The 24,298-nt window shown below is 49.1% G+C and carries 20 protein-coding genes; 15 read left to right on the forward strand and 5 right to left on the reverse strand.

Features of this window, described 5'->3' with window-relative positions; translation table 11 throughout:
- The first annotated feature begins 385 nt into the window (after positions 1 to 385).
- Positions 386 to 1,297: a histone deacetylase family protein gene (locus tag AB4875_RS15775; protein ID WP_368377014.1), complete on the forward strand. Its 912-nt coding sequence runs from the start codon at positions 386 to 388 to the stop codon at positions 1,295 to 1,297.
- 275 nt (positions 1,298 to 1,572) lie between these two features.
- On the opposite strand, the gene AB4875_RS15780 is transcribed toward AB4875_RS15775, so the two are convergent.
- The 4 genes from AB4875_RS15780 to AB4875_RS15795 all read right to left on the reverse strand — a co-directional run bounded on the left by AB4875_RS15780 (position 1,573) and on the right by AB4875_RS15795 (position 7,507).
- Positions 1,573 to 3,363 carry a metallophosphoesterase family protein gene (locus tag AB4875_RS15780; protein ID WP_368377015.1) on the reverse strand — a complete coding sequence of 597 codons (1,791 nt, stop codon included), beginning with the start codon at positions 3,361 to 3,363 and terminating at the stop codon, positions 1,573 to 1,575.
- Positions 3,364 to 3,497: 134 nt separating this feature from the next.
- Positions 3,498 to 5,987 (reverse strand): TonB-dependent receptor, encoded by a 2,490-nt coding sequence (locus AB4875_RS15785; protein ID WP_368377016.1) that lies wholly within the window; start codon positions 5,985 to 5,987, stop codon positions 3,498 to 3,500.
- Positions 5,988 to 6,062: 75 nt separating this feature from the next.
- Positions 6,063 to 6,746 carry a sterol desaturase family protein gene (locus tag AB4875_RS15790; RefSeq protein WP_368377017.1) on the reverse strand — a complete coding sequence of 228 codons (684 nt, stop codon included), beginning with the start codon at positions 6,744 to 6,746 and terminating at the stop codon, positions 6,063 to 6,065.
- Positions 6,747 to 6,760: 14 nt separating this feature from the next.
- Complete coding sequence (locus AB4875_RS15795; protein ID WP_368377018.1) at positions 6,761 to 7,507, reverse strand: FadR/GntR family transcriptional regulator; 747 nt, start codon at positions 7,505 to 7,507, stop codon at positions 6,761 to 6,763.
- A 279-nt stretch (positions 7,508 to 7,786) separates the two neighbouring features.
- On the opposite strand from AB4875_RS15795, the gene AB4875_RS15800 reads away from it, so the two are divergent.
- From AB4875_RS15800 to AB4875_RS15815, 4 genes are all read left to right on the forward strand, one after another.
- Positions 7,787 to 8,641 carry a phytanoyl-CoA dioxygenase family protein gene (locus tag AB4875_RS15800; RefSeq protein ID WP_368377019.1) on the forward strand — a complete coding sequence of 285 codons (855 nt, stop codon included), beginning with the start codon at positions 7,787 to 7,789 and terminating at the stop codon, positions 8,639 to 8,641.
- A gap of 10 nt (positions 8,642 to 8,651) precedes the next feature.
- Positions 8,652 to 9,494 (forward strand): FkbM family methyltransferase, encoded by an 843-nt coding sequence (locus tag AB4875_RS15805; RefSeq protein WP_368377020.1) that lies wholly within the window; start codon positions 8,652 to 8,654, stop codon positions 9,492 to 9,494.
- A 516-nt stretch (positions 9,495 to 10,010) separates the two neighbouring features.
- Positions 10,011 to 12,011, forward strand: coding sequence for a sensor histidine kinase (locus tag AB4875_RS15810; RefSeq protein ID WP_368377021.1), 2,001 nt, complete (start codon positions 10,011 to 10,013; stop codon positions 12,009 to 12,011).
- A 364-nt stretch (positions 12,012 to 12,375) separates the two neighbouring features.
- Entirely contained in the window at positions 12,376 to 12,870 is a 495-nt protein-coding gene (locus tag AB4875_RS15815; protein WP_368377022.1) for an AAA family ATPase, read from the forward strand.
- 284 nt (positions 12,871 to 13,154) lie between these two features.
- Here AB4875_RS15815 and AB4875_RS15820 read toward each other — a convergent pair whose 3' ends face one another.
- On the reverse strand, positions 13,155 to 14,483 hold the full coding sequence (locus AB4875_RS15820; RefSeq protein ID WP_368377023.1) for an MFS transporter: 1,329 nt from the start codon (positions 14,481 to 14,483) through the stop codon (positions 13,155 to 13,157).
- Positions 14,484 to 14,629: 146 nt separating this feature from the next.
- On the opposite strand from AB4875_RS15820, the gene cyoA reads away from it, so the two are divergent.
- The 10 genes from cyoA (at position 14,630) to AB4875_RS15870 (ending at position 23,455) form a co-directional block, all read left to right on the forward strand.
- Positions 14,630 to 15,592: a ubiquinol oxidase subunit II gene (gene cyoA, locus AB4875_RS15825; protein WP_368377024.1), complete on the forward strand. Its 963-nt coding sequence runs from the start codon at positions 14,630 to 14,632 to the stop codon at positions 15,590 to 15,592.
- Positions 15,593 to 15,669: 77 nt separating this feature from the next.
- Positions 15,670 to 17,676 (forward strand): cytochrome o ubiquinol oxidase subunit I, encoded by a 2,007-nt coding sequence (cyoB, locus tag AB4875_RS15830; RefSeq protein ID WP_368377025.1) that lies wholly within the window; start codon positions 15,670 to 15,672, stop codon positions 17,674 to 17,676.
- 1 nt (position 17,677) lies between these two features.
- Positions 17,678 to 18,307 carry a cytochrome o ubiquinol oxidase subunit III gene (gene cyoC, locus AB4875_RS15835; protein ID WP_368377026.1) on the forward strand — a complete coding sequence of 210 codons (630 nt, stop codon included), beginning with the start codon at positions 17,678 to 17,680 and terminating at the stop codon, positions 18,305 to 18,307.
- Positions 18,304 to 18,672 carry a cytochrome o ubiquinol oxidase subunit IV gene (gene cyoD / locus AB4875_RS15840; protein WP_368377027.1) on the forward strand — a complete coding sequence of 123 codons (369 nt, stop codon included), beginning with the start codon at positions 18,304 to 18,306 and terminating at the stop codon, positions 18,670 to 18,672. The genes cyoC and cyoD overlap by 4 nt, the downstream gene beginning before the upstream one ends.
- Positions 18,673 to 18,706: 34 nt before the next feature.
- The gene (locus tag AB4875_RS15845; protein ID WP_368377028.1) at positions 18,707 to 19,447 is read left to right on the forward strand and encodes an SURF1 family protein; all 741 of its coding nucleotides are present in this window, start codon (positions 18,707 to 18,709) and stop codon (positions 19,445 to 19,447) included.
- 76 nt (positions 19,448 to 19,523) lie between these two features.
- Positions 19,524 to 20,828 (forward strand): ATP-binding protein, encoded by a 1,305-nt coding sequence (locus AB4875_RS15850; protein ID WP_368377029.1) that lies wholly within the window; start codon positions 19,524 to 19,526, stop codon positions 20,826 to 20,828.
- 4 nt (positions 20,829 to 20,832) lie between these two features.
- Positions 20,833 to 21,384: a response regulator transcription factor gene (locus AB4875_RS15855; protein WP_368377030.1), complete on the forward strand. Its 552-nt coding sequence runs from the start codon at positions 20,833 to 20,835 to the stop codon at positions 21,382 to 21,384.
- A 158-nt stretch (positions 21,385 to 21,542) separates the two neighbouring features.
- Positions 21,543 to 22,691, forward strand: coding sequence for a PAS domain S-box protein (locus tag AB4875_RS15860; RefSeq protein WP_368377031.1), 1,149 nt, complete (start codon positions 21,543 to 21,545; stop codon positions 22,689 to 22,691).
- Positions 22,684 to 23,088, forward strand: coding sequence for a response regulator (locus AB4875_RS15865; protein ID WP_368377032.1), 405 nt, complete (start codon positions 22,684 to 22,686; stop codon positions 23,086 to 23,088). Before AB4875_RS15860 ends, AB4875_RS15865 begins: the two co-directional genes overlap by 8 nt.
- The gene (locus tag AB4875_RS15870) at positions 23,072 to 23,455 is read left to right on the forward strand and encodes an Hpt domain-containing protein (RefSeq protein ID WP_368377033.1); all 384 of its coding nucleotides are present in this window, start codon (positions 23,072 to 23,074) and stop codon (positions 23,453 to 23,455) included. Before AB4875_RS15865 ends, AB4875_RS15870 begins: the two co-directional genes overlap by 17 nt.
- Positions 23,456 to 24,298: the final 843 nt, after the last annotated feature.

The following is a 24,298-nucleotide window of genomic DNA, read 5'->3' on the forward strand; positions in this document are numbered from 1 at the left end:
AAACGAAGCGAAGCCGAAGAACAAAATTTTAGCCTATCAAAAATTATGTAACCATAAAAAAATTACAAGAAGAAAGGTAGCCTGAAAATGCTTACCAACTAAATGTAGACCCAGTATTTTACATTTACAAATATTATTCATTTTTCACTAAAAATAATAAAATCTAAAAATCAAATTCCTTCGTAAGACATGAGCTAATGAAAAAAATAATCAAGCTTACAAACCTACACGCCATCCGTCTGAAACCAAAGAATCCGGGGAGACATACCGACTTGCCAAGTATATTTTTAGCCAATGTATCTATGAATCTACGCAGTCTGGCCTTTTACTCACCGGCACTCTAAAATCAACTCACCCCCACCACAACGCGGCACGCCATTCCTCTATGCTTCCCTTGGTTTATCACCAAAACTACTCATGTGACTTTGCGGAAGATCATCGCTTTGTGATGAGCAAGTTCCGTCGTCTGTATGACACACTACTAAAACGCGGTTTGATTGACGCTAATCAAGCTAATGTCTTCACACCAGCCATGGGCAGCTTAGAAGACTATGCTATTGCACATAGCGCTAACTATTTACAAAATTTGCTGGGCAACCACATTTGCCCAAAGGAGTGGCGACGCGTCGGCTTGCCCTGGAGCCAAGGTCTCGTTGATCGAACCTTGACCGCGCCCAACGGCACATTGTTAACCGCACGTTTGGCATTGCAACATGGCATAGCCTGCCATTTAGCGGGTGGCACTCATCACGCTCATCGTGATTTTGGCAGCGGATTTTGCATGATCAACGATCTTGCTTACACGGCTCTTAAAATTCTTGAAACCAAGGAGCTTAGTCGTGTTCTCATATTCGATTGCGACGTGCATCAAGGTGATGGCAGCGCCACTATTCTTTCAGGCAAGCCCGGTGTGTTCACCTGCTCCATTCATTGTGAAAAGAATTTTCCATTTAGAAAAGCACAGAGTGATCTAGACGTAGGCTTAGCTTTTAATATGGAAGACGATGACTATATAGACATTGTAGATAGCACCCTGAAAAAGCTATTGCGTGAGTTTCAACCCGATCTTGTTCTTTACGACGCGGGCGTTGACGTTTGGGAACATGATGAGTTGGGCAAACTCAATATTAGCTGGAAAGGCATCGAAGACCGCGATCGCCTAGTGATTGAAACCTGCCTAAAGCAAGGCATTCCAATTGCTACCGTAATCGGTGGGGGCTACGACAAAGACCACGAGCGTCTGGCGCAGCGACACGCCATTGTGATTGAACAAGCGCATGCGCTTATTAATAAATAATCGACACAATATATTCAGTATTTATTTCAGCCTTCCATTAATAGAAGCTCGACGCCACCCCAGGGAAGGTGGGGCTTGCCCGCCACATATCACTTCACTAATTCCCGAGCCTCAGGCAAAGGTCCCAGCTGGGGCAGTTCCGCAACGAGTTGTTCTGTGCGCCGGTAAAGACGTGCAACTACTTGCCGCCACAGGAGGCAAGTAGCACCCCACATAAGATCAAACTTGTATTACGGTATTTCATTAAATATTCCAGCTGGATCAAGAGTAAAAAATTAAAACTGCGGCATGGTGAAAATCAGTTCCACATTGCGATCCTCCGGACGGCCTTCCCGCTGTCCACCTTGGGTACACAGCGCGTCTAGATTTGCCTCGCTAATGGCCGCCTGCACTGCGGCCGGATCGGTAAGATAAAGCGCGCAGCGGTCGTCCGCCGCCGCCAAACGTTGAGGATTTTCTAGACTGTGGCTTAACACCGGCCCGCGAATAGTGCCGCTGCCATCGCCATTATCAAATACTTCAATCAGGCGCTGCTGTTGGGGGTGATCGATAAGTGAGGCGGTTTCAATTTGCCAAAAACCACCGCAGTGTTGGCCGTGGCAATCACTCACCGGCGTCGAAATTTCGCCATTGCTACCTACTCCATCGTCCACCGCAAAAGCGCGAACACGATGCACATGAGTGTGGCCTGCCACCCAAGCAATCATATTGGGCCAAGATGCCAATTCCGCATTCAATTCAACAGCACTCACTTCTAGCGTTAGTAAGTCCGCAAACATCCCGTACTCGGCAAACGTTAGATCAGGATGATGAGAGAACACCATCACCAGCTGCTGCCTTGCATGGGCTGCAGCCAACTCAGTTTTTAACCAATCGAACTGCGCCCGGTCCAGACTGCCATCTGAGAGTGCAAAGGGGTTGCGCAACATAGCGGTGGGAACACGTGGGTCACGACCATCGATAATAGTGTTGAGAACAATCATGCGAAAACGCTGCTCGCCAGCGTCAAAGGCGTAGTAGCCATCGTTGCGATCATCTTCATCCTCGAGACGCGCGGCATCGACAAGGCCGAAGCCGTGACCAAGAGGTTGCGACGAAGACTTAAAAAATTCCTGAATAAAATCACGCTGGCCGAGCATATAACGACGACCGGTAAGCTGAGATACTTCGTTCAAGGGGACATCGGCGGCGACCGTGCCACGGATATAACCATCGTGATTACCAAATGCCACAAACCACGGCATGGCGATGGCCTGATTAATACAACCCTCGGCACCGTCGTCACAGCGCAAAACCTCTGGCAAGCCCGCCGAGCGCGTCACCGTTTGTCGAGCCGGATCAACGGAGCCGTCAGCAGCGCGGCCACTAATAGCTGCTTGCTGGGTATTTTGTGCTTGCAGCACTGTGCGCGTGGGTAAAAACTGATATGCCGGATCGTCAATATCCGGATCAATAGTTTGGGTATCAGCCGTGCCCCTACCGCTAAAGCGAGTACAGAACAGGTCGATCTGCTCGGCGGGAGCATCAGCGCCCAGGGCGAGTGTGCAGGCTTCTTCAAAGGCGCTCATCTGATCGACGCGGCCGTCAAGATTATCAATAAAGCGCCGGGTCTCTGCGACTGTCGTCAGATCCGCAGAATCACCGGTGACTATTGCGAATTCTGCTGGGTATTGGCTATGACAATTGTTCAGCGCCGAAATCAAATCGTTTAGTACTTCGTCTGAATATTCTTCCTGAAATCGCTGCGCGGACTCAAAGCTAGTGTAAAGCGGATCTAGCGCGCTGGCGCCGTTTAACAACTGACCGTCATCGTCAATAATGTGGTCGTCGGTCAGGTGCACAAATCGCAGTAATAAGGCCGCGCTTGCAGGTCGACTTCCCGCCGCCAGCTCATTGCGAGTCACAAAGGCCTCGTCGCTCATATTATCGCAGGCAGCTGGGCCAAGCTTCTGGCTCGACGCGACATCATTCTCCACTGCTCCGACCGTATTGCTTGAATCAGAGTTATTACAGGCAAGTAAGGTCAGCGTGCTGATCAATAGCAGGGCTTTGGAAATGTAATTCATTCTTATGTCCAGATGCGTATTATTGTTAGATGGCGCAGTAACGACACATGGTACATCTTACGTGACATAACACCTAACCATGCCCACTGTTACGCGCCCAACTTTGTTAAGCCTACAATGGCAGCCTGTGATCGCTAAAAGCGGTAACCCAGCTCCAGTTCATAGCTAGCCGCAGGATAGGCACCACCAAAGTGGGTACCGCGAAAGGCGGGTGCATCTTGTGCACCAGCCAAAGACCCGCGATCAGTAACGTTGTCGCCAAACACCATCACATGCCAGCTATCATTCAATGACTTCAGTCCCAGTTGCACACCGTAGGTCGTCTCTGGCTGGCGAACGTCGATAGGGTCTAGGTCGGTGGCCAAGGCTACCTCGCTGGAATAGCTGGCGGTCATGCCGAAAACGCTGATAAACGGCAGCTCGAAAAGTTGCCCCTGATAGCCAGCGGTGAAGGTGGTTTTGACTTCGGGCACCAGACGTAAACGCTTGCCACTCAGGTCACATGACGGCGTATCCGTCACTTCTGCTCCGCAGGGTGCATTTTGAAATTGATCGTACTTAGCATCGGTAAACGCGCCATTAAGACCTAATAACACCCCCATTGGAGTAATGAGCATGGCCTCGTATTCCACACCTTGAATGCTAGCCGACGCCGCATTGCCCACCACATAACTTACACCGTTAAACGTGGCGACCTGCAGTCCGTCGAAATCAGTTAGAAAGGCAGACACATTAAAACGCGCAGCACCGCCCAGCCATTCAGACTTCAGACCTAGCTCGTAGGTCATGGCGTCCTCTTCATCAAACTCCAGCTGCTGATCATTGACGGGCTGGGCATTAAAGCCACCTGACTTGTAGCCCCGCGCTACAGTTAAGTAACTCATTACGTCGTCATTGAACACATACTGTAAAGCGGCCTTGGGAATAATATTAAAATCATCGCGCTCACGATGCGCAGAGAACTGAGTGTCACCGGCAATAATAATTGGGAAGATCGCCGAGCCAGCAGGGTTAGGTCCGGGGCCATAATTTATTAAAGGAAAAGCTCCACCGCTGAGTACCGCATTACCCTCTTGGCCGCTGCGGTTATTAATCAAACGATGACTGACATCCAATACTTTTTCTTCGTAGTTAAAACGACTACCCAGGGTGACGGACAGCTGGTCGGTAAAATGCCAGGTCGCCTGACCGAATAAGGCGCCACTCTTGCTCATTTGCGCAAAACGCGTCAGCGAGCTTTCGACCACATTTGCTCCGCCCTCAAGACCGATCCGGGTTTGGATTTGCTGTGCGGCGAGCTGACCGCTGTTCGCGTCATCAAGCACTGCGTCCTGACAGGCTTGGGGGTCATTGCTGGCCTGCAAGCACGCGATGCGCTCGCCCTCGCCGGTCACCAATAAAATTTCGCTCAATAGTAAAAAATCGGCGATGTCATAGGTCGCCTGCAAATCGGTCTGCAAATAATACAAGCCGCCAACATATTCGAATTTACCCGGCGCCGAGGTGATGCGCAGCTCCTGGCTAAACTGCCGCAGATCTTCATCATTATTGAGTACTAGAAAAGGGATAGGAGAGAAATCCGCATCAAAACTCAGGTCTTCATCCATCCAGGAATAATTACTGATACTGGTGACAATACTGCCATTATCCAAAGACCAGTCAGCCTTTACAGTTGCGTCCCAGGTTTCTCTACTAGAGCTACCGGCGTGATCGAGCGCACTTTTTTCATCGAATGGGTTTTCATTTACCTGATCGTCAAACACCAGCATTGCTGCTCTGGCGCGCTCGCGCAGTGCGATAAGCTGGGTGCCGCCGCCGGCTTGATTTACCACCCCACCACTCAGAGTAAAACCCAGGGTAAAGTCATCACTAACATCCCACATTACTCGCATTCGCGCAGACTGAGTATCGCGATTTTCTTCCTTAATATTTAATGTGGTGTTATGGATAGAGCCGTCGCGCTGCTCATCAAGCAGAGCAATACGCCAACTTATCTTGTCATTTGCCAAGGGCCCCGTCGCGGCGACGCGAACCCGCCGTAAATCTCGATCGCCGAGCAAAACATCACCTTTAAGGCCAAACTCTTGCTCTGGCTGCGCGCTGCGAAAATGAATGGCGCCAGCCGAGGAGTTTTTGCCAAACAGCGTTCCCTGTGGCCCGCGCAACACTTCGATTGCGGCTAGATCAAGAAGTCCCTGAGTAATATACGACGCGCGCCCGTAGAACACCTCGTCAATCAATATCGCCACTGATTGTTCAAAACCACGATTATAGCTAGAGCCAAGGCCACGCATATAAATGCTGGGAAAGGAGGGCACGGCTAGAATATCGAGGTTAGGCACGTAGTTGGCAACCTCGTTCATATCCCCCATATTTTTACCGACGATATCATCACCACCAATGGCGGTAACCGATAGCGGCACCGTTTGCATATTCTCTTCGCGCTTTTGCGCGACTACCACCACTTCCTCTAGCCTCAGGCGCGACTTTTCCGCTGCGCTAGCGTCGCTCGCGATGGAAAAAACACCCACAACAGCCAGTATAGGCATCGCCGCCAGTAAGGACCTAGAGCGCCACCGGCTGAGTAATTTTAATATCAGCATTCCCACAATGAGAAACAGCATATGACAAACCTTTATTATTGTTATTTATATCGGCCAAAAAATGACGTCGATGTTTTTATTAAAAATACTTGCGAACTAAGACGGCTGTTTATTCAAACCATGAACATTGTCTGCTGTTGGCGAACGCTCGACTGACTTCGCATCCGGCGCGGTCCCCATCATTAGATCGCCAATACCCGTCGACACGCCCCACCACAATTGTTCGTTGCGAAAATGATGCAGGCGGTGCATACGCTGCCGACGGCGATAGTATTCAAGTGGCGGGCTCCAATTTACGTGCCCAATAAAGTGATTCCACTCATAGTGTAGGGCCAATGTAAAAAACATTGCCAGTGCACCTACTGCCAGCTCTACCGAGGGAAACAACCAAAACACCAAGCCCGCTAATAGCGGCACAACCACCGGGTAGACTTCAAGATTAATGGTGATATCTGTTAAATCAGTGGGCTTGGAGTGGTGTTCTCGGTGTGAGCGCGACACCGATAAATCAATGGTTTTACCAAAAATCGTTTGCGGCCGTAGATGTAAAATATAAACATGGATCAGCCATTCTAAAATCGGCCAGATTAGTAGCAGCACTATTGGCGCAACCAAATCTGCAGCACTCCAGTTCCCCAGCACCACTCGCGCAGAAACAAAGCCAACTGCCAATACTGTGAGTATCATCGGGCTAGCGTGACTGTATAAGTCCCTGACGGTTTCAGCAAACGTTGTTGGTATTTTGGCATCGGCAGTGCCGCGCTCCATTGTGGCAGTCATTATTATTTTTCCTATTATTTTATTGGCTGGACGGTGTCTTGCATATGCAGCTCATAGGCATCAAGAAATGCACACATATCCGCGCTGCTGCGGTCGATATATTCTTTGGCACAGGAAAACGCCCCGTCTCTGTCACCCTCACGTACCAACTTTGCTAATTGACGGAAACAGGCGAGATCAGTGAAGCCGCCCTCTAAGACCTGGGTGAGTAATTCCCAAATTGGCTGATAGGCCTTGCGCAAGGAATTAAACGCCAGCTGGTAGGCAATATTGCTACTGCCTTGCACCAAGACACCCCAAAATTCAAAGGCCAATAGCTGGCCTTCGGCGGCTTGCTGACTGGATGCCATCTTCTCGACAATGCTATCAAGCTGATCCGCAAGGTCATCGCCGGCGTGCTGCGCCGCATCGCCAGCAATCTCTGGAGACAGTACTTGGCGCATACGAACAATACTGCGGGCCACCGCAACGTCGACCTGCCCTTCAGCCGTCACCAACAAGCTGGCTAGCAGCTCCGGCCCAGCCTCCTCGCGATAATCCAACACCTTTGTGCCACCGCCATGACGCACATGAATCAAGCCGGCTTGCTGTAAGCGCTTCATCGCCTCGCGCACAGCGCCACGATTCACACCCAACAACTCACACAATATGCGCTCGGACGGCAGTTCATCCCCGGCCTTGAGGTCGTGATTAACGATACGACTGCGCAATTGGTCAAACACCACATCCGATAATGATTTCTTGCTCACGACTTCAAACACAGACACCCCCGCAACTCATTAACTCATCATACCAGTTGGCCGCTAAAGCACAATATAATGATTCTGATACTTAATTGGCAATACCTTACACGGGAGAAATCCGCTAACTTGGCTATATAGCCACACTTGCACTGAGCTGCCGACCTATCGAAGCCCACGTGGTGTCTGATCAAATCTGCACTGCTCAGATAAATATTGGCGTTCCAATTCTGTCTTGCGTAAAATCCATGCGATTGATTTTTCGAACTATTCCCTTACTCTAATTTGGCATCCCCCTCCATGCCCAGTGATCAAGCACTTATCGCCTCAGACGCTAATGAAGCACCTGACATTCTTCGCAGCCGTTTTCAGGAGTGGGGTTATCTCTATTTCAAGCAATATGTGGCTCCCACAAAATGCGCTAGCTTACTAGGGGATATCCTCTCCCGCTTGTCGCCTTATGTAGCGCTGGATGAATCTCGGCAATTACCCGCAATAACAGGGGAAGCCTTCGTAGAAACCGATGCGATTTGGGACGAGGTATATCCAAAAATTCAAGCCCTTGAATCCTTTCACGGCTTCTTCCATGACCCTGATCTACTTCAACTCATGCGCACCGTCAGTAACAGTGAGGTATTTGTATACCCCATGAAGATGGCGCGAATATCAACGCCAAAGATGATCGGCTATGAAACGCCACCCCATCAGGACGCCCGCTCCCATGTCGCGCCTAGTACTATGGCGGGTATCTGGGTTGCCCTGCATGATATTTCAAGCGAGATGGGACGCCTCAAAATACTGCCCGCATCGCATAAGCGCGGCATGCGGGAGGTAATACAATCCCCCGGTGTCGGGAATGTCCAGTGCGAGATCCATCCCGACGAAACCACTTGGCACGTCTCTGATGTAGCCCAGGGCGACGTGATTATATTCAACGCTTTTACCGTCCACGCAGCACAGCCAAACATCAGCGACTCGGTGGTGAGAATGAGTGTCGATACCCGCTTTTGCGACTACGGCGCACCGGTATTCTCCAGTAATTTAGAACCGCATCACGGCTGGCGTATCGATGAATTGAGCTGGCCACAAATATATGCAGACTGGCAGCAGACCGAGCTGCAATACTATTGGGCTGACTACCCGAACTTCACTTAGGTTAGGGGATATGACTCAAATCAAACAGGCCAACTCTATTGACCCCACCCAGCTCGTTGAACTCAATACAAAGGGTTTGACTAAGCGGCTGAAAATGAATGTTCACGGTTCAAAAGACACCATTATTTCTGAAAAACTGCGTACCGAGCAGTGTTGGGAACCCTACGAAACTCAGCTAGTCATCACTCACTTTAAAGCCGGTGGCATATTCGTCGATGTCGGTGCCAATATTGGTTACTACACCCTGCTGGCAAGCGATATTGCAGGGCCGACAGGCAAGATTCTATCTTACGAGCCGGACGTAGAGAACTTCGCATTATTACAGGAGAATGTCAGGCTTAATGATCTGCAAAATGTAGCACTACATGCATTGGCACTAAGTGACCGCAACGAAGACGGCGAATTGTTTCTTTCAACTGACAACTTTGGTGACCACCGCATTTATTCAGACGGCGGTGAGCGCCATAGCCGCCCTATTAAATTGGTACACGGCGACCAACACCTTGAATCTCAAACCCAGCACATCGACTTCCTAAAAATAGACACACAGGGCGCCGAGTATTTTGTAGTAAATGGGTTGCGGAAACTTATTGCGGCCAATAGCGCGCACCTGTGTATGATTCTGGAATTTTGCCCCTACGGAATCCGTCATTCGGGAGCTGATGGCCATCAGCTTATCGAACTGCTCGAGAGTTTTGGCATGCAGTACCACATTATTGACCATATTGAGCATCGACTGATTCCAGCGCAAGTTCATCACTTAAGCGACTGGGTTCACGAGTTGGCACAAGAGCCAGATAACGAGGGCTTTATTAACTTGCTAGTGACACCACGAGCTTACGCGGCACTTTAAGCAAGCGCCACAGAGTCAAAAATGGATGCATTTAGAAGTATGGAATTTTCTGCACCCTATTGAAAGCAGGCTGTGTATTGTTCCAGCAATGGCCAAATATCCTGCCACCATGTTCAAGTTACTTTCTAAAAAGTCATCAGATCAATAGCTGGTCACTGAATTTGCATTTAATTATGACCAAGTTTAGCTAAATACTTGAAAAACAAATTGACCCAGCACATTCGTAGTAAGCGCTTAATCCCCTCACGAAAGTCCTGTGCCAACCAAGCCCTCTACACATCAAAATACAAAATAAATTTCATCTACAAGCCAAGTGCGTAAGTATTTGTACTTAACTCTCTGCGACAATTTCGCCTTGTGATTATTAGCTATATGTTAAATGATCCCACTTGGAAAAACACAGTACCCAGAAGGGATAATGATGTAATCAATAATTAGTGCATAACATTATATTCATACCGTGGGACCGTTTTATTTAACTTGCTAGCAAGCCCCTCACTATTGGCAAGGCAGTTTATGCCCATCCTAAAAGCGCCTAATCTTATTCGACGTTTAAGCTCTGCTTACGCTACTCTTATTATCGTCATATTGAGTTTAGTTCCGGCGTTTGGCACGGCCTATCTGTATTTTTTTCAAGACTCCCATCTGCGCTTTATTAGCCATACCGGTCACGAAGTGGCGATTGCGATTGCGCTACTTCAAAGCGGTTTTATTGCAGCAATAGCGTGGCGGTGTTTCCAGTATTCTGGTGAACAGTTTGTGCGCTGGCTGGCCCTTGGCTTCTTTGCTTTTACGCTTATCTATGCCTGCCACGGAATTTTCACCCGCATTGGCTCGGTAAACATTTGGCAGTTTGTGTTATATGGGCCGGTCAGCAGGCTAGCCATGGTTAGCTGCTTTTTTATTGGACTACTGACTTATGGTAAACCGGCGGTCGACGATAATAAAAGGCAGCGCCAAGGCAGTTGGTTGCTCTGGACCACCGGCCTGCTCATCATCAATGCGGCAGTTTTTGTCTTGGCGTCGACAAGTTGGGCGCCGCACGCACAAAAGATTCTTGAGCTTTGCGCTTTACTGCTTTCGCTATTGTGTATTGTGATCGTGCACTGGCGGGGCCTGAGTTCGCCACTGATGACCATATACTCCGTATCTTTGTTGTTTTTCGCTCAGTCATCGGCAACTTTTTTATTGAGCTCGGCGTGGAATCATCTGTGGTGGTTTGCTCATATTATTTTTGCCTCGGGTTTTATTTTACTGAGTTACGGCGTTATTAAAGTATTCCTCACTACCCAGTCCTTCGCACTGGTGTTTAGCCAGGAGGAGCTATTTGAGCAAGTTCGCGCCGAAAGGAATCGAGCAGAAAATGCCCTCGTAGAATTGCAGGATGCTTACACCGAACTAGGCAATACTCACGACTTATTGCACTCAGTACTGGCGTCGGCCTCAGAGTTTTCGATTATCGCCACGGATACCAGAGGCGTGATAACAATATTCAATGCAGGATCTGAGCGCATGTTGGGCTATCGTGCAGCGGACATGGTGGGTTTGCAAACCCCGTCAATATTGCATTGTAACGCTGAGATAGAGGCCCGTAGCAAAGAGCTTAGCGCGGAGTTTGATACCGAAATTACCGGTTTCCGAGTTCTGACTGAAAAGTCTGAGGTTGACGGCCAAGAAACCCGAGAATGGACGTATATTCACAAAGACGGCCATCGTTTTCCGGTGTCATTGGTGGTTACCACAATACGCTCTGCGACAGGCGAAATTACTGGATATTTGGGTATTGCCGAAAACATTACTGAGCAGAAGCGCCTCGCTAATTCGAAGAGCGAATTTATTTCAACAGTCAGTCACGAATTGCGAACGCCCTTAACCTCCATAATCGGCTGTCTTGATTTGATCGCTGGCGGGGCCTTTGGCCCGGTATCGGAATCGATGTCACAAATGGTCGATGTAGCTTCTAAAAACAGCCAGAGACTACGCATGCTAATAGACGATTTACTTGATACGGACAAGATGAATAACGGGAAGCTCAATTTTGAGCTTGTATGGCAACCCTTAGAGGCGATTGTAGAACAAGCAATTGAGGACATACGCCCCTACGGCAGTAAGCGACATATAAGTTTGATATTTAAGAGCACAATAGCAAGTGAGCTGCAGGTCCGAGTTGACGCCATGCGTCTCCAGCAAGTTTTAGGCAATCTAATATCCAATGCCATAAAGTTTTCGCCCGAGGACGACGTAGTTGAAATTATTATTAAACGTATCGATGGCAAAGCTCGTGTGGAAGTATCGGATCACGGTAGCGGCATTCCCTGGTCTTTTCGTGCGAGCATTTTTCAACGTTTTTCTCAAGCAGATAGCTCAGATACGCGGCAGCACGGCGGTTCCGGATTGGGGCTCGCGATTACGCATCAGCTGGTTGAGCATATGGGCGGCTCAATTGGTTTTGAATCTGAACCAGGGAATGGCACCGTATTTTGGTTTGAGCTACCACTACAGCAAAGCGCGGATTAAATTCAGTGGCCAGAGGAGCTTCTGGTGACTTGGCCAGCTATATTCGAACGGAGCCCAGGGCTTGTAGATAGATCGACTGACTTTCGGCCAGTTCGGAATTTTGCTACGACCGCTCCGTCAAACAATAGAGTCATTCCCATCGCCCGCTGGACGAGCTGCTTAACTCATTGAAATTAATGAGAAACGCGATATGATCATGGGAAATAATTTATAACAGAAATATAGGAAATTAGTCTTTGTGTATCCTGCGCGCCCCATAGCAATGCGGCCATCTTATAGAACTCCCTTATACTTTTTAATCCACATTGAGACCGAACTTGTCAAAGTTAAAAGCAACTAACAAGCCAAAGCAGCGGGGTTTATTTTGAAGCGAATCATCATTTTCGGAAATTCAGGCTCAGGGAAATCAACCTTGGCAAGGCAACGGTCTGAGGCTCTGGGCTGTGCTCATATGGATCTCGATACAGTCGCTTGGGAGGCTGAAGTGGAAACGCCGACGCGTCGATCTCTAGAGGCGAGTCGATTGGCAATCCTTGAGTTTATTGATTCAAACCAAAACTGGGTTTTAGAAGGCTGTTATGCCGATCTTCTTGAAGTTACCTTACCTTTTGCAACTGAAATGGTGTTCCTTAACCCCGGAACTCAAACTTGCATTGATAATGCTCGAAACCGCCCATGGGAAGCTCATAAATACAGCACTCCCGAAGCACAAGATGCCAATTTGGAAATGCTTTTGGATTGGATAAGAGATTACGATTATCGAAAAGATGAGTTTTCATATCTAGCTCACCGGAGGCTTTTCCAACTTTTTGGTGGGCAGAAGCAAGAATTTCACTCCAATGACCGAAGCGCAGATTAGATGCAAATCGAGGTGATTCACTGCTTCGTCTGCGTGTATTCCCGACTTTCTAAAGAGGATGTGAACACGACATACCCATCGTTCGGCCACTACACCGCGCCGCACTAAAATCCACTTTAGACTGCAGATTCAAATGGTCTGAGCAAGACTCTCATCTGTTGAAGTAACGTAAGCAAACCAGCACCCAAAAGCGCAGCACGCGATTTTCTCGGCTCCTTGCACTAACTTGCTCAACCTCATAGCAAGCTAGTGCAAGACCAACACTGCCGAGAAATTAGTTTTAGCTATTCGCTTGCCGCCAAATGTTTACTAATCCGCAGGGCCAGCAAGGTGCACACCGCGCCGGAAAGCAGGTAGAACGTCACGGCGATCAGACCAAAATGCATAGACAAGCCCAGCGCAATTAGCGGAGCAAATGCCGCACCAAACAACCACGCTAAATCTGAGGTCAAGGCAGCACCGGAATAGCGGAAGCGCCGCTCCAAATTTGCGGTGACGATGCCAGATGATTGACCGTAGGAAATACCCAACAGCGCAAAACCGATCAATATAAAGGCATCTTGCATGAGAGGCGTTCCGCTCATCAGCATGGGCGCAAACAAGGCAAAAACCCCTATCAATACCGCCATATACGAAATGGTAGTGCGCTTACCAATACGGTCAGCGATGACCCCAGAGGCAATGGTCGCCGCAATCCCTATACATGCACCAATGCATTGAACAATGAGCACGTTGCCGATCAGCTGCGATTCACCGAGCAAGATCCAAGACAGCGGGAAGATAGTGACAATGTGAAAGAGCGCGTAACTTGCCAATGCCGCAAACGCACCCAAGAAAATAGTTGGGCCTTGTTTGTCGAGCATTTCACGAGTGCTGATGGGTTCCAGTTCACTCTCTTCTAAGGCGAGGGTGTATTCCTCGGTCATCACTAGGCGCAGACGGGCAAATAGCGCCACCACGTTAATGGCAAAGGCGACGAAGAAGGGATAACGCCAAGCCCATGCCTGAAAGTCTTCGGCGCTGACACTGTTAATTAAATAGAAGAATAATAAGTTAGCAATTAAAAAGCCTATGGGCGCGCCAAGCTGACCAATCATGGCATACCAGCTGCGCTTAGCTTTTGGCGCATTCAAGACCAGCAAGGAGGGCAAGCCGTCCCATGAGCCGCCAAGGGCAAAGCCCTGTAAGGCGCGGAACATGGCAAGAAAGAAAATAGATGCGCCGCCCAGGGTGTTATAGCCCGGTAAAAATGCGATACCGGCGGTTGCCGTGCCGAGTAAAAAAAGTGATGTGGTTAGCTTTACACTGCGACCCCAGCGACGCTGGATAGTCATAAACAAGGCGGTGCCAAAGGGTCTGGCAATAAATGCCATAGAGAATATCGCAAAGCCGTAGAGCATCCCCTCAAGCGTGCTGACAAAAGGGAAAAAGACACTGGGGAATACCAGAACGCAGGCAATACCAAATACAAAGAAGTCGAAATGTTCCGATGCCCGACCAATAACCACACCGATAGCAATTTCTCCTGGAGCAACAGGAGAATGGCCCGCTGGGGTTTGCATTTCTATGGCCGTGGAGCCATTATCTATGTCAGACTTCGTTGTACTAGTCATAGCGCAATTGATATCCAAATTTAGTGATTAATGAAAGACTACTCTCATTGTGACGACCCAGCCATAGGACAAATTGTCCAATTCTCTCAGCCATGTATTTAGCTTAAAGTCACACCCTCTCCTTACACTTGAATTTGCGAGTGCCGATGTTGACACCTAGAACTTTACGCAAGATTTTCTTTACGGCCACCGTCGCACTGCTGTCGGGCTGCGATACCGTCGTGATGTCTCCGTCCGGTGATATTGCCGCTCAGCAAGCCAATCTCATTGTCTGGGCGACGGGCCTGATGCTAATTATCGTCGTGCCAGTCATTTTCTTCATATTTCTGTTTGCCTGGCGCTACCGGGCCAGCAACAAAGATGCGGTTTACAAACCCGACTGGGACCACTCGACCAGCCTGGAATTACTTATCTGGGCCGCGCCGCTGGCCATCGTCATCGCCTTGGGTGCGCTGACGTGGGTAAGCACTCACCAGCTCGATCCATATCGTTCTCTAGATCGTATCAGTGAAGGCAAGCCAATACCTGAGGGAGAAGAGCCCCTGATCGTTGAAGTAGTGGCGATGGATTGGAAATGGCTATTCTTTTATCCAGAACAGGGCATTGCGGTGGTTAACCAATTAGCAGCACCAGTAGACCGTGAGATCAAGTTTAAGATTACCTCCACCACCATGATGAACTCATTTTTTATCCCCGCTCTAGCGGGTCAGATATATGCGATGGGCGGCATGGAAACCAAACTGCACGCCGTTATCAACGAGCCGGGAAGCTACGATGGCTTCTCTGCAAACTACTCTGGCGCCGGTTTTAACGGTATGCGCTTCAAGTTTTTGGGTATGGCTGAGGGGGACTTTGAACAGTGGGTCGCCAATGCAAAAACCGAGGGCGAAATACTTAGCCGCAGTGTCTATCAGGAGCTGGCCAAACCCAGCGAATACAATCCGGTGCAGTACTACAGCGAGGTTGAACCAGAGCTTTACGACTCTATTCTCAACCGCTGCGTAGAACCCGGCACCCCATGTATGAAGGACTGGATGGGGCCGCTTCATGGCGACCACAACACTCCGGCAAGTGTCGACACACACAGCAAGGCCAGCCATCAGCACTAATGTTTTACGCGTAGCTTAGATAAGTGCTTCGCGTTCATTCCATTCACTGACAATGCCCTAGGGCACTGGTAATTTTCATGACTGAACAGTTTGATCTAGGCAAGCTTATATTCGGCCGGCTCAGTTGGGAGTCCATACCCTTCCATGACCCTATCCTGATAGCGACTTTTGCGATGGTCGCTCTTGGCGGCGGCGCGGTACTAGGCGCACTGACCTACTACAAGGTCTGGGGCTATTTGTGGAGGGAATGGATTACCAGTATTGACCACAAACGCATCGGCGTGATGTACATGATCTTGGGTTTTGTGATGCTGATGCGGGGCTTTGCTGATGCCATCATGATGCGGATTCACCAGGCAATGGCCTTTGGCGATTCCACGGGCTTTTTACCGCCCGACCACTACGACCAAATCTTTACCGCGCATGGCGTTATCATGATTTTCTTCGTGGCAATGCCTTTCGTCGTTGGCCTAATGAACTATATCGTGCCGCTGCAAATTGGCGCCCGCGATGTGGCATTCCCATTCTTGAATAATTTAAGTTTCTGGATGACCGCGTCCGGTGCCGGTCTCATTATGGTATCGCTATTTATAGGGGAGTTCGCCAAGACCGGGTGGCTCGCTTATCCGCCATTATCAGGGGTATTACAAAGCCCCGGTGTCGGGGTGGATTATTATATATGGGCCTTGCAGATCGCCGGGGTAGGTACACTGTTATCGGGCATTAACCTCGTGGTGACCATCGTCAAAATGCGCGCGCCCGGCATGAACTTGATGAAAATGCCGGTCTTTGTGTGGACGTCATTGTGCGCCAACATTTTGATTGTCGCCGCCTTCCCCATTTTGACCGCCGTAATGGGCATGTTGACGCTAGACCGCTACTTGGGAATGAGTTTTTTCACCAACGATCTCGGCGGTAACGCCATGATGTACGTGAATTTAATTTGGATCTGGGGTCACCCAGAAGTATACATTCTCATTCTGCCGCTCTTTGGTGTGTTCTCTGAAATAGTGGCTACCTACAGCCGTAAACGTCTATTCGGATACTCGTCGATGATTTACGCCACCGTCGTGATTACCGTGCTGGCTTATATGGTATGGCTACATCACTTCTTTACAATGGGCTCTGGGGCGACGGTGAATAGCTTCTTCGGCATCGCCACCATGATTATTTCCATACCAACCGGTGCAAAATTATTTAACTGGTTATTCACCATGTACCGCGGCCGTATTCAGTTTGATGTGCCCATGTTGTGGACCATCGGCTTTATGGTGACATTTGTGATTGGCGGCATGACTGGCGTGTTATTGGCAGTGCCACCTGCAGACTTTGTACTGCATAACAGCCTTTTTCTAGTCGCCCACTTCCACAACGTCATTATCGGTGGCGTGGTATTTGGGACCTTTGCCGCCGTTGCCTACTGGTACCCCAAAGTTACCGGCTACAAACTTGATCCATTTTGGGGTAAGACCTCGTTTTGGTGCTGGCTTGTCGGTTTCTACCTAGCATTCATGCCGCTCTATCTACTGGGTTTCATGGGCGTAACGCGACGCATGAGCCGCTTCGATGATCCGTCATTGCAGATATGGTTCCAAGTTGCATTAGTTGGTGCAGTGTTAATTGCGATGGGTATTCTTGCCTTCATTATCCAACTTTACGTCAGTTACAAAAACCGCGACTCGCTCCGCGATGAAACTGGCGACCCTTGGGATGGCCGCACACTGGAGTGGTCAACCTCGTCACCACCGCCGCAGTACAACTTTGCCTTCACTCCGCGAGTTCATGACATAGATGCTTGGTGGCAGATGAAAGCCAATGGCTTTGTGCGGCCCACAGACGGCTTTGTGCCAATACATATGCCCAAGAACACCGCCGCGGGTGTTGTGATCTCAGGTATTAGCGGCGTGCTCGGTTTTGCACTGATATGGCATATGTGGCTGATTGGTGGCATCGCCTTTATCGCTCTAATGACCGCTATTATTGTTCACACCTTCAACTACAAGCGCGATTACTACATACCTGTAGAAGAAGTGGAGAAGGCCGAAGCAGAATTTGCGGCTAAACAAACCGAGGTGCTTGCTTAAGATGTCTAACTCAACAGCAGTGCCGGCCGCACAGCCGGGTAAATTAGAATTTTTAGTGCGCGAAGAAGATCACGTAGCCAACGGCACCTTATTAGGTTTTTGGATCTACCTAATGAGCGATTGTCTGATCTTTGCCGCGCTATTCGCAACCTACGGTGTATTGAGCCAAAGCTATGCCGGCGGGCCAACAGGCGCCGATCTATTCGATCTAAACCTCGTGGCAATAAACACTGGCTTTCTGTTGTTTTCGTCGATTACCTACGGCTTCGCCATGCTCCAAATGCAGCAAGGCAAGTTGAACGGAACAATGATTTGGCTGGCCATCACCGGCTTATTAGGTGCAGGTTTCTTGGGCTTAGAATTGTATGAGTTTAATCACCTCATTCATGAAGGCGCGGGTCCGCAACGCAGCGCTTATTGGTCGGCATTCTTTGCACTGGTAGGTACCCATGGCCTGCACGTTGCCTTTGGCATAATTTGGTTAGTGACGCTGCTGGTACAACTTCGCAAGCACGGTATTAACGTCGCCAACCGTCGCCGCCTATTTTGCCTATCAATGTTCTGGCATTTCCTTGATGTAGTTTGGATCGGCGTATTTACCATTGTTTACTTGATGGGGTCACTATCATGAGCGAACACAATCAACACAGCCTTGATCACCACGAGGAAGAAGGCCCACACAGCACATTTAGTGGCTATATGATCGGCTTTATGGCTTCGGTTATTCTAACCGCCATTCCTTTCTGGTTAGTCATGGCCGATGTATTTACCTCTAGAAATGCAACCGTTATCGTCATTCTGGGCTTTGCATTGGTGCAAATTCTTGTGCATATGGTTTACTTTTTACACATGAATTTCCACTCAGAAGGGGGATGGAATATGCTCTCGCTGATGTTCACTCTGCTTCTAGTATTCATTACGTTGGCGGGTTCACTGTGGGTGATGTACCACATGAACGTTAATATGATGCCCGGCATGATCAGTGGTAGCAGTTGATTATGGTTGCCCATATAGCTGAGCAAAGTCGACAATGCAAAAACGTAGCGCACTAAGCAAATGGGCTATTACTGGCGTCGGCTTGTTTTCCTTCGTCAGCTTGATTCTACTCGGCAACTGGCAGCTAGACCGTCGCATTTGGAAGCTAGATCTTATTGAGCGAGTAGAAACGCGCGTTCACGCATCACCAGAAACAGCGCCAGCCGCTGATCTGGTTGTCAGTAAAGATGCCGATGAGTACCGGCGGGTTTCAGTGACAGGTAACTTCATCGGCGGCAAAGACACCCTTGTCGTCGCAGCCACTGAACTGGGCAGTGGCTACTGGGTCATGACTCCCTTCCAGCGCGCAGATCAGAGCATCGTTCTAATCAATCGAGGCTTCATCAATCAAGGGGTTCAAGCGGCGCCCCCGCTAACAGGCCCACAACAGGTGGTGGGCTTGTTGAGAATGACCGAACCTGACGGCAGCGTGGTGCGAGCAAACGATCCGGCTCTAGATCGTTGGTATTCGCGAGATGTGGGCGCTATTGCCGCTCGCCACGAGCTAACTGCCGCGTCCTACTTTATTGACGCTGAGAAGCGAGAGACTGCGCAAACCCGCCCGCCATTGGAGGCATCGCAGCATCCCGTGGCTGGGCTTACGGTGGTTACATTTTATAATAGCCACCTCGTTTATGCCCTCACATGGTACGGCTTAGCGTTTATGGTCATTATTGCCGCGGTCATCGTTATTCGAGAAGAGCGAAAGTCTAAATTAAACTCACAGTCGAGCTGAATCCGGCTGCGACTTAGCGGTGCACATAGGTATACTATCTAGCTTCCCGACAGTTAATGATAATACGCACCCTATTATGACCGCCGACCTTGCGCTACATACTCAAACAAGCAGTAATGATACCGACACCCTTGGTAAGCACATGCGCCAGCTTGTGCAACTGCGTTGGATGGCGGTGCTCGGTCAACTCCTAACTATTCTCGTTACACACTACGGCTTTGGCGTAGAGTTGCCAATGCAAGCAATGTTGATCGTGCTTGCTGGGCTGGCGGTATTTAATGCACTAAACGAGCTTGCCCTGCGGTTTAGACATCGAGTACGCACCGCCGAGCTTTTTATGGGCCTGCTGGTCGACATGGCCACATTGACCATGCAGCTATATCTCAGCGGCGGCGCAACAAACCCCTTTGTGTTCCTTTACCTATTACAAGTTGGGCTAGCCGCGGTACTCTTGGCGCAATCCTATGCATGGGTACTACTGGGCGTGGCGACACTGTGTTTTCTTTGGCTGGCCGAGGCTGGGCGACCACTTGATTTGCCCCATGATTATCACCTCGGCATACATAGTTACTATGTTGAGGGCATGCTAATTTGCCTCGTGCTAAATGCGGCTTTGCTGGTGGTTTTCATCAACCGTATAAACCGTACACATCGCGAACACGACGCCCGTTTAGCCGAATTACGTCAGCGCGCTGCAGAGGAAGAGCATATTCTGAGAATGGGCTTGCTGGCCTCGGGTGCTGCCCACGAGCTAGGTACACCACTCGCCACCATTGCGGTTATTCTCGGTGATTGGCAGCGGATGCCCTTTCTTAAATCAGACCCCGATCTTGGCGAGGAAGTGACCGAGATGGAGACCCAGGTACAACGCTGCAAAGCCATTGTTAGCGGTATACTCATGTCCGCGGGCGAAACCCGTGGGGAATCGTCGGGCGAGACCACCGTATGTGAGTTCTTTGATGAGCTGATCAACGATTGGCAAAGCACTCGCAAAGTTGGCGAATTCAGTTTTCAAAATTTATTTGGCGAAGACATCGATATTGCCTCCGACACCGTATTAAAGCAGACAATTTGCAATCTTTTGGATAATGCCTTGGAGGCATCCCCAGCTTGGGTTGGGCTGGCGGTCTTGCGAGAAAACGATGCGCTTCTTGTGCGAGTCATCGATCGCGGCCCAGGATTCTCAGACGATGTTTTTAGTCGCCTTGGGCAACCTTACCAATCTACCAAAGGTAGACCTGGCAGCGGCCTTGGCTTATTTCTGGTTTTTAACGTGGCGCGCATCCTAGGTGGCCAAGTAGGCGCCAGAAATCGTTTGGAAGGAGGCGCCGAAATAAACCTTCGGCTGCCACTGGATGCACTCCGACTAAAAGAGGCTTAAGGCGATGACAGACGACAGCAATAGCGCTCTCCGCTCCCTCATACTCATTGAGGACGATGCCGCTTTTGCTCGGACACTAGGGCGATCGTTAGAACGACGCCAATACACCGTACTAAGTACCAATAGCTTAGAAGGTGCTAAGAATATTTTAGAAAAACACTCCCCAGGCTACGCCGTAGTAGATCTGAAATTAGATGGCGAGGCCTCCGGGCTTGCCTGTGTACAGGCTTTGCACGAACACGACCCCGACATGCTCATTGTGGTGCTTACTGGTTACGCAAGTATTGCAACAGCGGTAGAAGCAGTAAAACTCGGGGCATGTCACTATCTTGCCAAACCTTCCAATACCGATGACATTGAAGCGGCCTTTAATAACGCTGAAGGTAATGTGGGAGTAGAGATTCGCGGCCGCGCCACCTCAATCAAAACCCTCGAGTGGGAACGTATCCATGAAACCCTTGCCGACACCGGCTTTAATATTTCAGAGACCGCAAGAAGACTGGGTATGCACCGTCGAACGCTTGCCAGGAAGCTTGCAAAGCAGCAGGTTAAGTAATTGATTTTAATTAATATTTAACAAATAGCAGACATTTTTTTATAAGTATATTCCCGAATAAACTTCCCCTTATTCCCGCCCTAAAATCTGAGGTCTGCTACCATCAAACCTTATGCAGTATAAGCATCATCAAAAGGTGGACATAATTAGGGCCAGAAATGAACGATAAAGATGCTGTCAATGACCTCCTATCGCGCACCAAAGCCATTCTACATACGATTGTAGATGGGGTGATCACGATAAGTGATAGAGGCCTTATTGAGACAGCGAATCCTGCCGCAGAAAAAATATTCGGCTACCCTATTGAGGAATTGACAGGGCACAATGTTTCTATGCTGATGCCTAATCCATACCAACATGGGCATGATCAATATTTAAAGAATTACTTGGATACCGGTGAGAAAAAAATCATCGGTATCGGCCGACAGGTCACTGGCCTGCGTAAAGATGGCAGTACCTTCCCTCTAGAACTCGCAATTAGTGAAATGGAAGTGAACGGCCAACGCATGTTTACGGGTATTGTACGTGACATATCTGAGCGTAAAGAGACCGAAGAGAAATTGCGCAGCGCCATGCGTAGAGTTCACGAACAACAGATTAAAGATGAGTTTATTACCACAGTAAGTCATGAGCTTCGCACGCCATTAACATCGATAAAGGCATCGCTCGATCTTATTATTAGCGGCGCTATCGACGCAAATCCCGGCCAAATAAAAATGTTGATCAATATTGCCCATAAAAATAGTGAGCGCCTGCTTCTACTCATAAATGATATTCTTGATATTTCAAAGATTGACTCAGATAAAATGTCATTGAACCAAGAGAGAATCAAGCTAAGGCCGTTTTTGGAAATAGCGATCTTTGACAATCAAGCTTACGCAGAAAAGCATCAAGTTAAATTCGTATTAACCCACTGCCCATTACCACTTTACATTAACGCCGACCCCGATCGACTGATGCAAGTCATGAGTAATTTAATGTCTAACGCCGCTAAGTTTTCTCATAAAAATTCAGTTGTCGAAATTAGTGCCCGCGTTGTAGACGACAAAATACGAATCGCGGTCTGTGACAAGGGGCGGGGAATTCCAATGGAGTTCCGAGACAAGGTCTTCGACAAGTTTACTCAAGCTGATAATTCGGACACACGCGAAATGAGTGGTACAGGTTTGGGCTTACATATATCTAAAGCCATTGTTGAACAGCACAATGGCTCACTATCATTCATCTCCGAGCTCGACCACGGCAGTACATTCTATATCGACCTAAAGCACGCCGAGCCCGCAACAACGGCTGAAAGCGATGAGTGAAATTACAGAACTTACCAAATTACTGTATGTAGAAGACGAGACAGACATACGAGTCGTCGCTGAAATTGCGCTTGCTCAGATCGCAGGCTTCACGGTGAAAACTTGCGCTAGCGGCAACGAAGGCCTAGGGTCTCTTGAAGATTTCAGGCCTCAACTCATTTTACTTGATGTCATGATGCCCGGTATGGACGGACCGCAAGTACTTAAAAAAATTCAAGAGCTCCCGGAATTTTGCGACACGCCCGTAGTATTTATCACCGCAAAAGCGCAGGTAGAAGAAATTGAAAAATTAAAAACCTTGGGCGCTATCGATGTCATTACCAAGCCATTTAATCCGATGACATTAGGCGACGAAATCAAAACTATTTGGCAGCGGCACTATGACGACTCAAAATGATAGTCCCAGCGCAGATTCCGTCGACGCTCAATTAGTTGATTTGCAAAACAGCTATATCGCTAAGCTCGATCAAAAACTGCAGGATATTATCGATCTTTGGATTAACTTCAAGAATCATGACCAGTCTAAGGAAGAGCTTCACCCACTGTACCGTGCCGTGCACTCTGTAGTAGGGACTTCCTCAACCTTGAACATCTCTGAAGTTAGCAGACTATGCTCGAGTCTAGAAAAAGTGTTATTGCCAATGTTAAAAGTCGATGTCCTCGACGCCAATGACATTTTAGCTATAGGGCCCCAGATCGCTGAGTTAAGCGCACTGCGTGAAAGCAAAGATTACAAGCCGAAGCCAATCAAATTAAATGGCTGATGAGCTGAGTTCTTAATGCAGATGCGGCATTCTACTTTCCTTTAACCCCCCAGCAGTCAGGCCTACTGGCGGTTTAGTTTTGTTTGCTACGAAGTCCGTTTATCTAAGTATGTTTGGGTCCATTTTTACAGCTCGGCCTGAGCTGCTATAGATGCGCCGTAACCCGAGCTATCCCTTTCTCAACCCCATAACCCCGCTTGTCGCATGAACCTCGTATTTCGTGAGTAACGCACTGTTCTTGGTGATTCCACTTCCCTTTGCCCATAAAAAAACCCGAGACTCTATTGAATCTCGGGGCAGTGTGGCCTTTATGCCCAGTGGGTAGGCGAGTAAAGCGAGTGCTTTGGCCATTTAAATGACAATAAAAAGCCCCAGCAGCGTTAGCTGTTGGGGCTAGTATTTAAAAGCCTGGCGAGGGCCGGCCCCGTGAACGAAGTGAACGCTTTGGGTGAGTCGGCCCCGCGAAGCGTTGTGGGTCCTGACCTACTTTGTGTTGCGAGCAGTTCTCGCAATCGCTGCGCGACGCCTGTCGGCGCACCAAACTCGTTCTTGCAGAACAAAGTTCGTCGCATGGGCCGTGTAGTGAGAGACGCTCCTCGCGTCCTAAATAAAAAAACCCCGCACAGCAAAGCTGAACGGGGTGTTTTATTTAGAAGCCTGGCGACAGTGTGGCCCGCGAGCGTGAGCGAGTGCTGTGGCCATGGCCGGTGTAGGGCATGGCCTAGTGGAACCCACTTCCAGCAGTCCATAAAAAAACCCGAGACTCTATTGAATCTCGGGTTCTAAATTAAAGCCTGGCGAAAGCTGGCCCCAGGAGCGCAGCGACTGTTTTGGGTCTGACCG

The organism is Zhongshania sp. R06B22 (assembly GCF_040892595.1).
Lineage (GTDB): Bacteria > Pseudomonadota > Gammaproteobacteria > Pseudomonadales > Spongiibacteraceae > Spongiibacter > Spongiibacter arctica.

Bases quoted from the DNA above. Each gene is read 5' to 3' on its own strand.
- AB4875_RS15775 (WP_368377014.1), top strand. From the start codon at position 386: ATGCTTCCCTTGGTTTATCACCAAAACTACTCATGTGACTTTGCGGAA.
- AB4875_RS15780 (WP_368377015.1), bottom strand. From the start codon at position 3,363: ATGAATTACATTTCCAAAGCCCTGCTATTGATCAGCACGCTGACCTTA.
- AB4875_RS15785 (WP_368377016.1), bottom strand. From the start codon at position 5,987: ATGCTGTTTCTCATTGTGGGAATGCTGATATTAAAATTACTCAGCCGG.
- AB4875_RS15790 (WP_368377017.1), bottom strand. From the start codon at position 6,746: ATGACTGCCACAATGGAGCGCGGCACTGCCGATGCCAAAATACCAACA.
- AB4875_RS15800 (WP_368377019.1), top strand. From the start codon at position 7,787: ATGCCCAGTGATCAAGCACTTATCGCCTCAGACGCTAATGAAGCACCT.
- AB4875_RS15805 (WP_368377020.1), top strand. From the start codon at position 8,652: ATGACTCAAATCAAACAGGCCAACTCTATTGACCCCACCCAGCTCGTT.
- AB4875_RS15810 (WP_368377021.1), top strand. From the start codon at position 10,011: ATGCCCATCCTAAAAGCGCCTAATCTTATTCGACGTTTAAGCTCTGCT.
- AB4875_RS15820 (WP_368377023.1), bottom strand. From the start codon at position 14,483: ATGACTAGTACAACGAAGTCTGACATAGATAATGGCTCCACGGCCATA.
- cyoA (WP_368377024.1), top strand. From the start codon at position 14,630: ATGTTGACACCTAGAACTTTACGCAAGATTTTCTTTACGGCCACCGTC.
- cyoB (WP_368377025.1), top strand. From the start codon at position 15,670: ATGACTGAACAGTTTGATCTAGGCAAGCTTATATTCGGCCGGCTCAGT.
- cyoC (WP_368377026.1), top strand. From the start codon at position 17,678: ATGTCTAACTCAACAGCAGTGCCGGCCGCACAGCCGGGTAAATTAGAA.
- cyoD (WP_368377027.1), top strand. From the start codon at position 18,304: ATGAGCGAACACAATCAACACAGCCTTGATCACCACGAGGAAGAAGGC.
- AB4875_RS15845 (WP_368377028.1), top strand. From the start codon at position 18,707: ATGCAAAAACGTAGCGCACTAAGCAAATGGGCTATTACTGGCGTCGGC.
- AB4875_RS15850 (WP_368377029.1), top strand. From the start codon at position 19,524: ATGACCGCCGACCTTGCGCTACATACTCAAACAAGCAGTAATGATACC.
- AB4875_RS15855 (WP_368377030.1), top strand. From the start codon at position 20,833: ATGACAGACGACAGCAATAGCGCTCTCCGCTCCCTCATACTCATTGAG.
- AB4875_RS15860 (WP_368377031.1), top strand. From the start codon at position 21,543: ATGAACGATAAAGATGCTGTCAATGACCTCCTATCGCGCACCAAAGCC.
- AB4875_RS15865 (WP_368377032.1), top strand. From the start codon at position 22,684: ATGAGTGAAATTACAGAACTTACCAAATTACTGTATGTAGAAGACGAG.
- AB4875_RS15870 (WP_368377033.1), top strand. From the start codon at position 23,072: ATGACGACTCAAAATGATAGTCCCAGCGCAGATTCCGTCGACGCTCAA.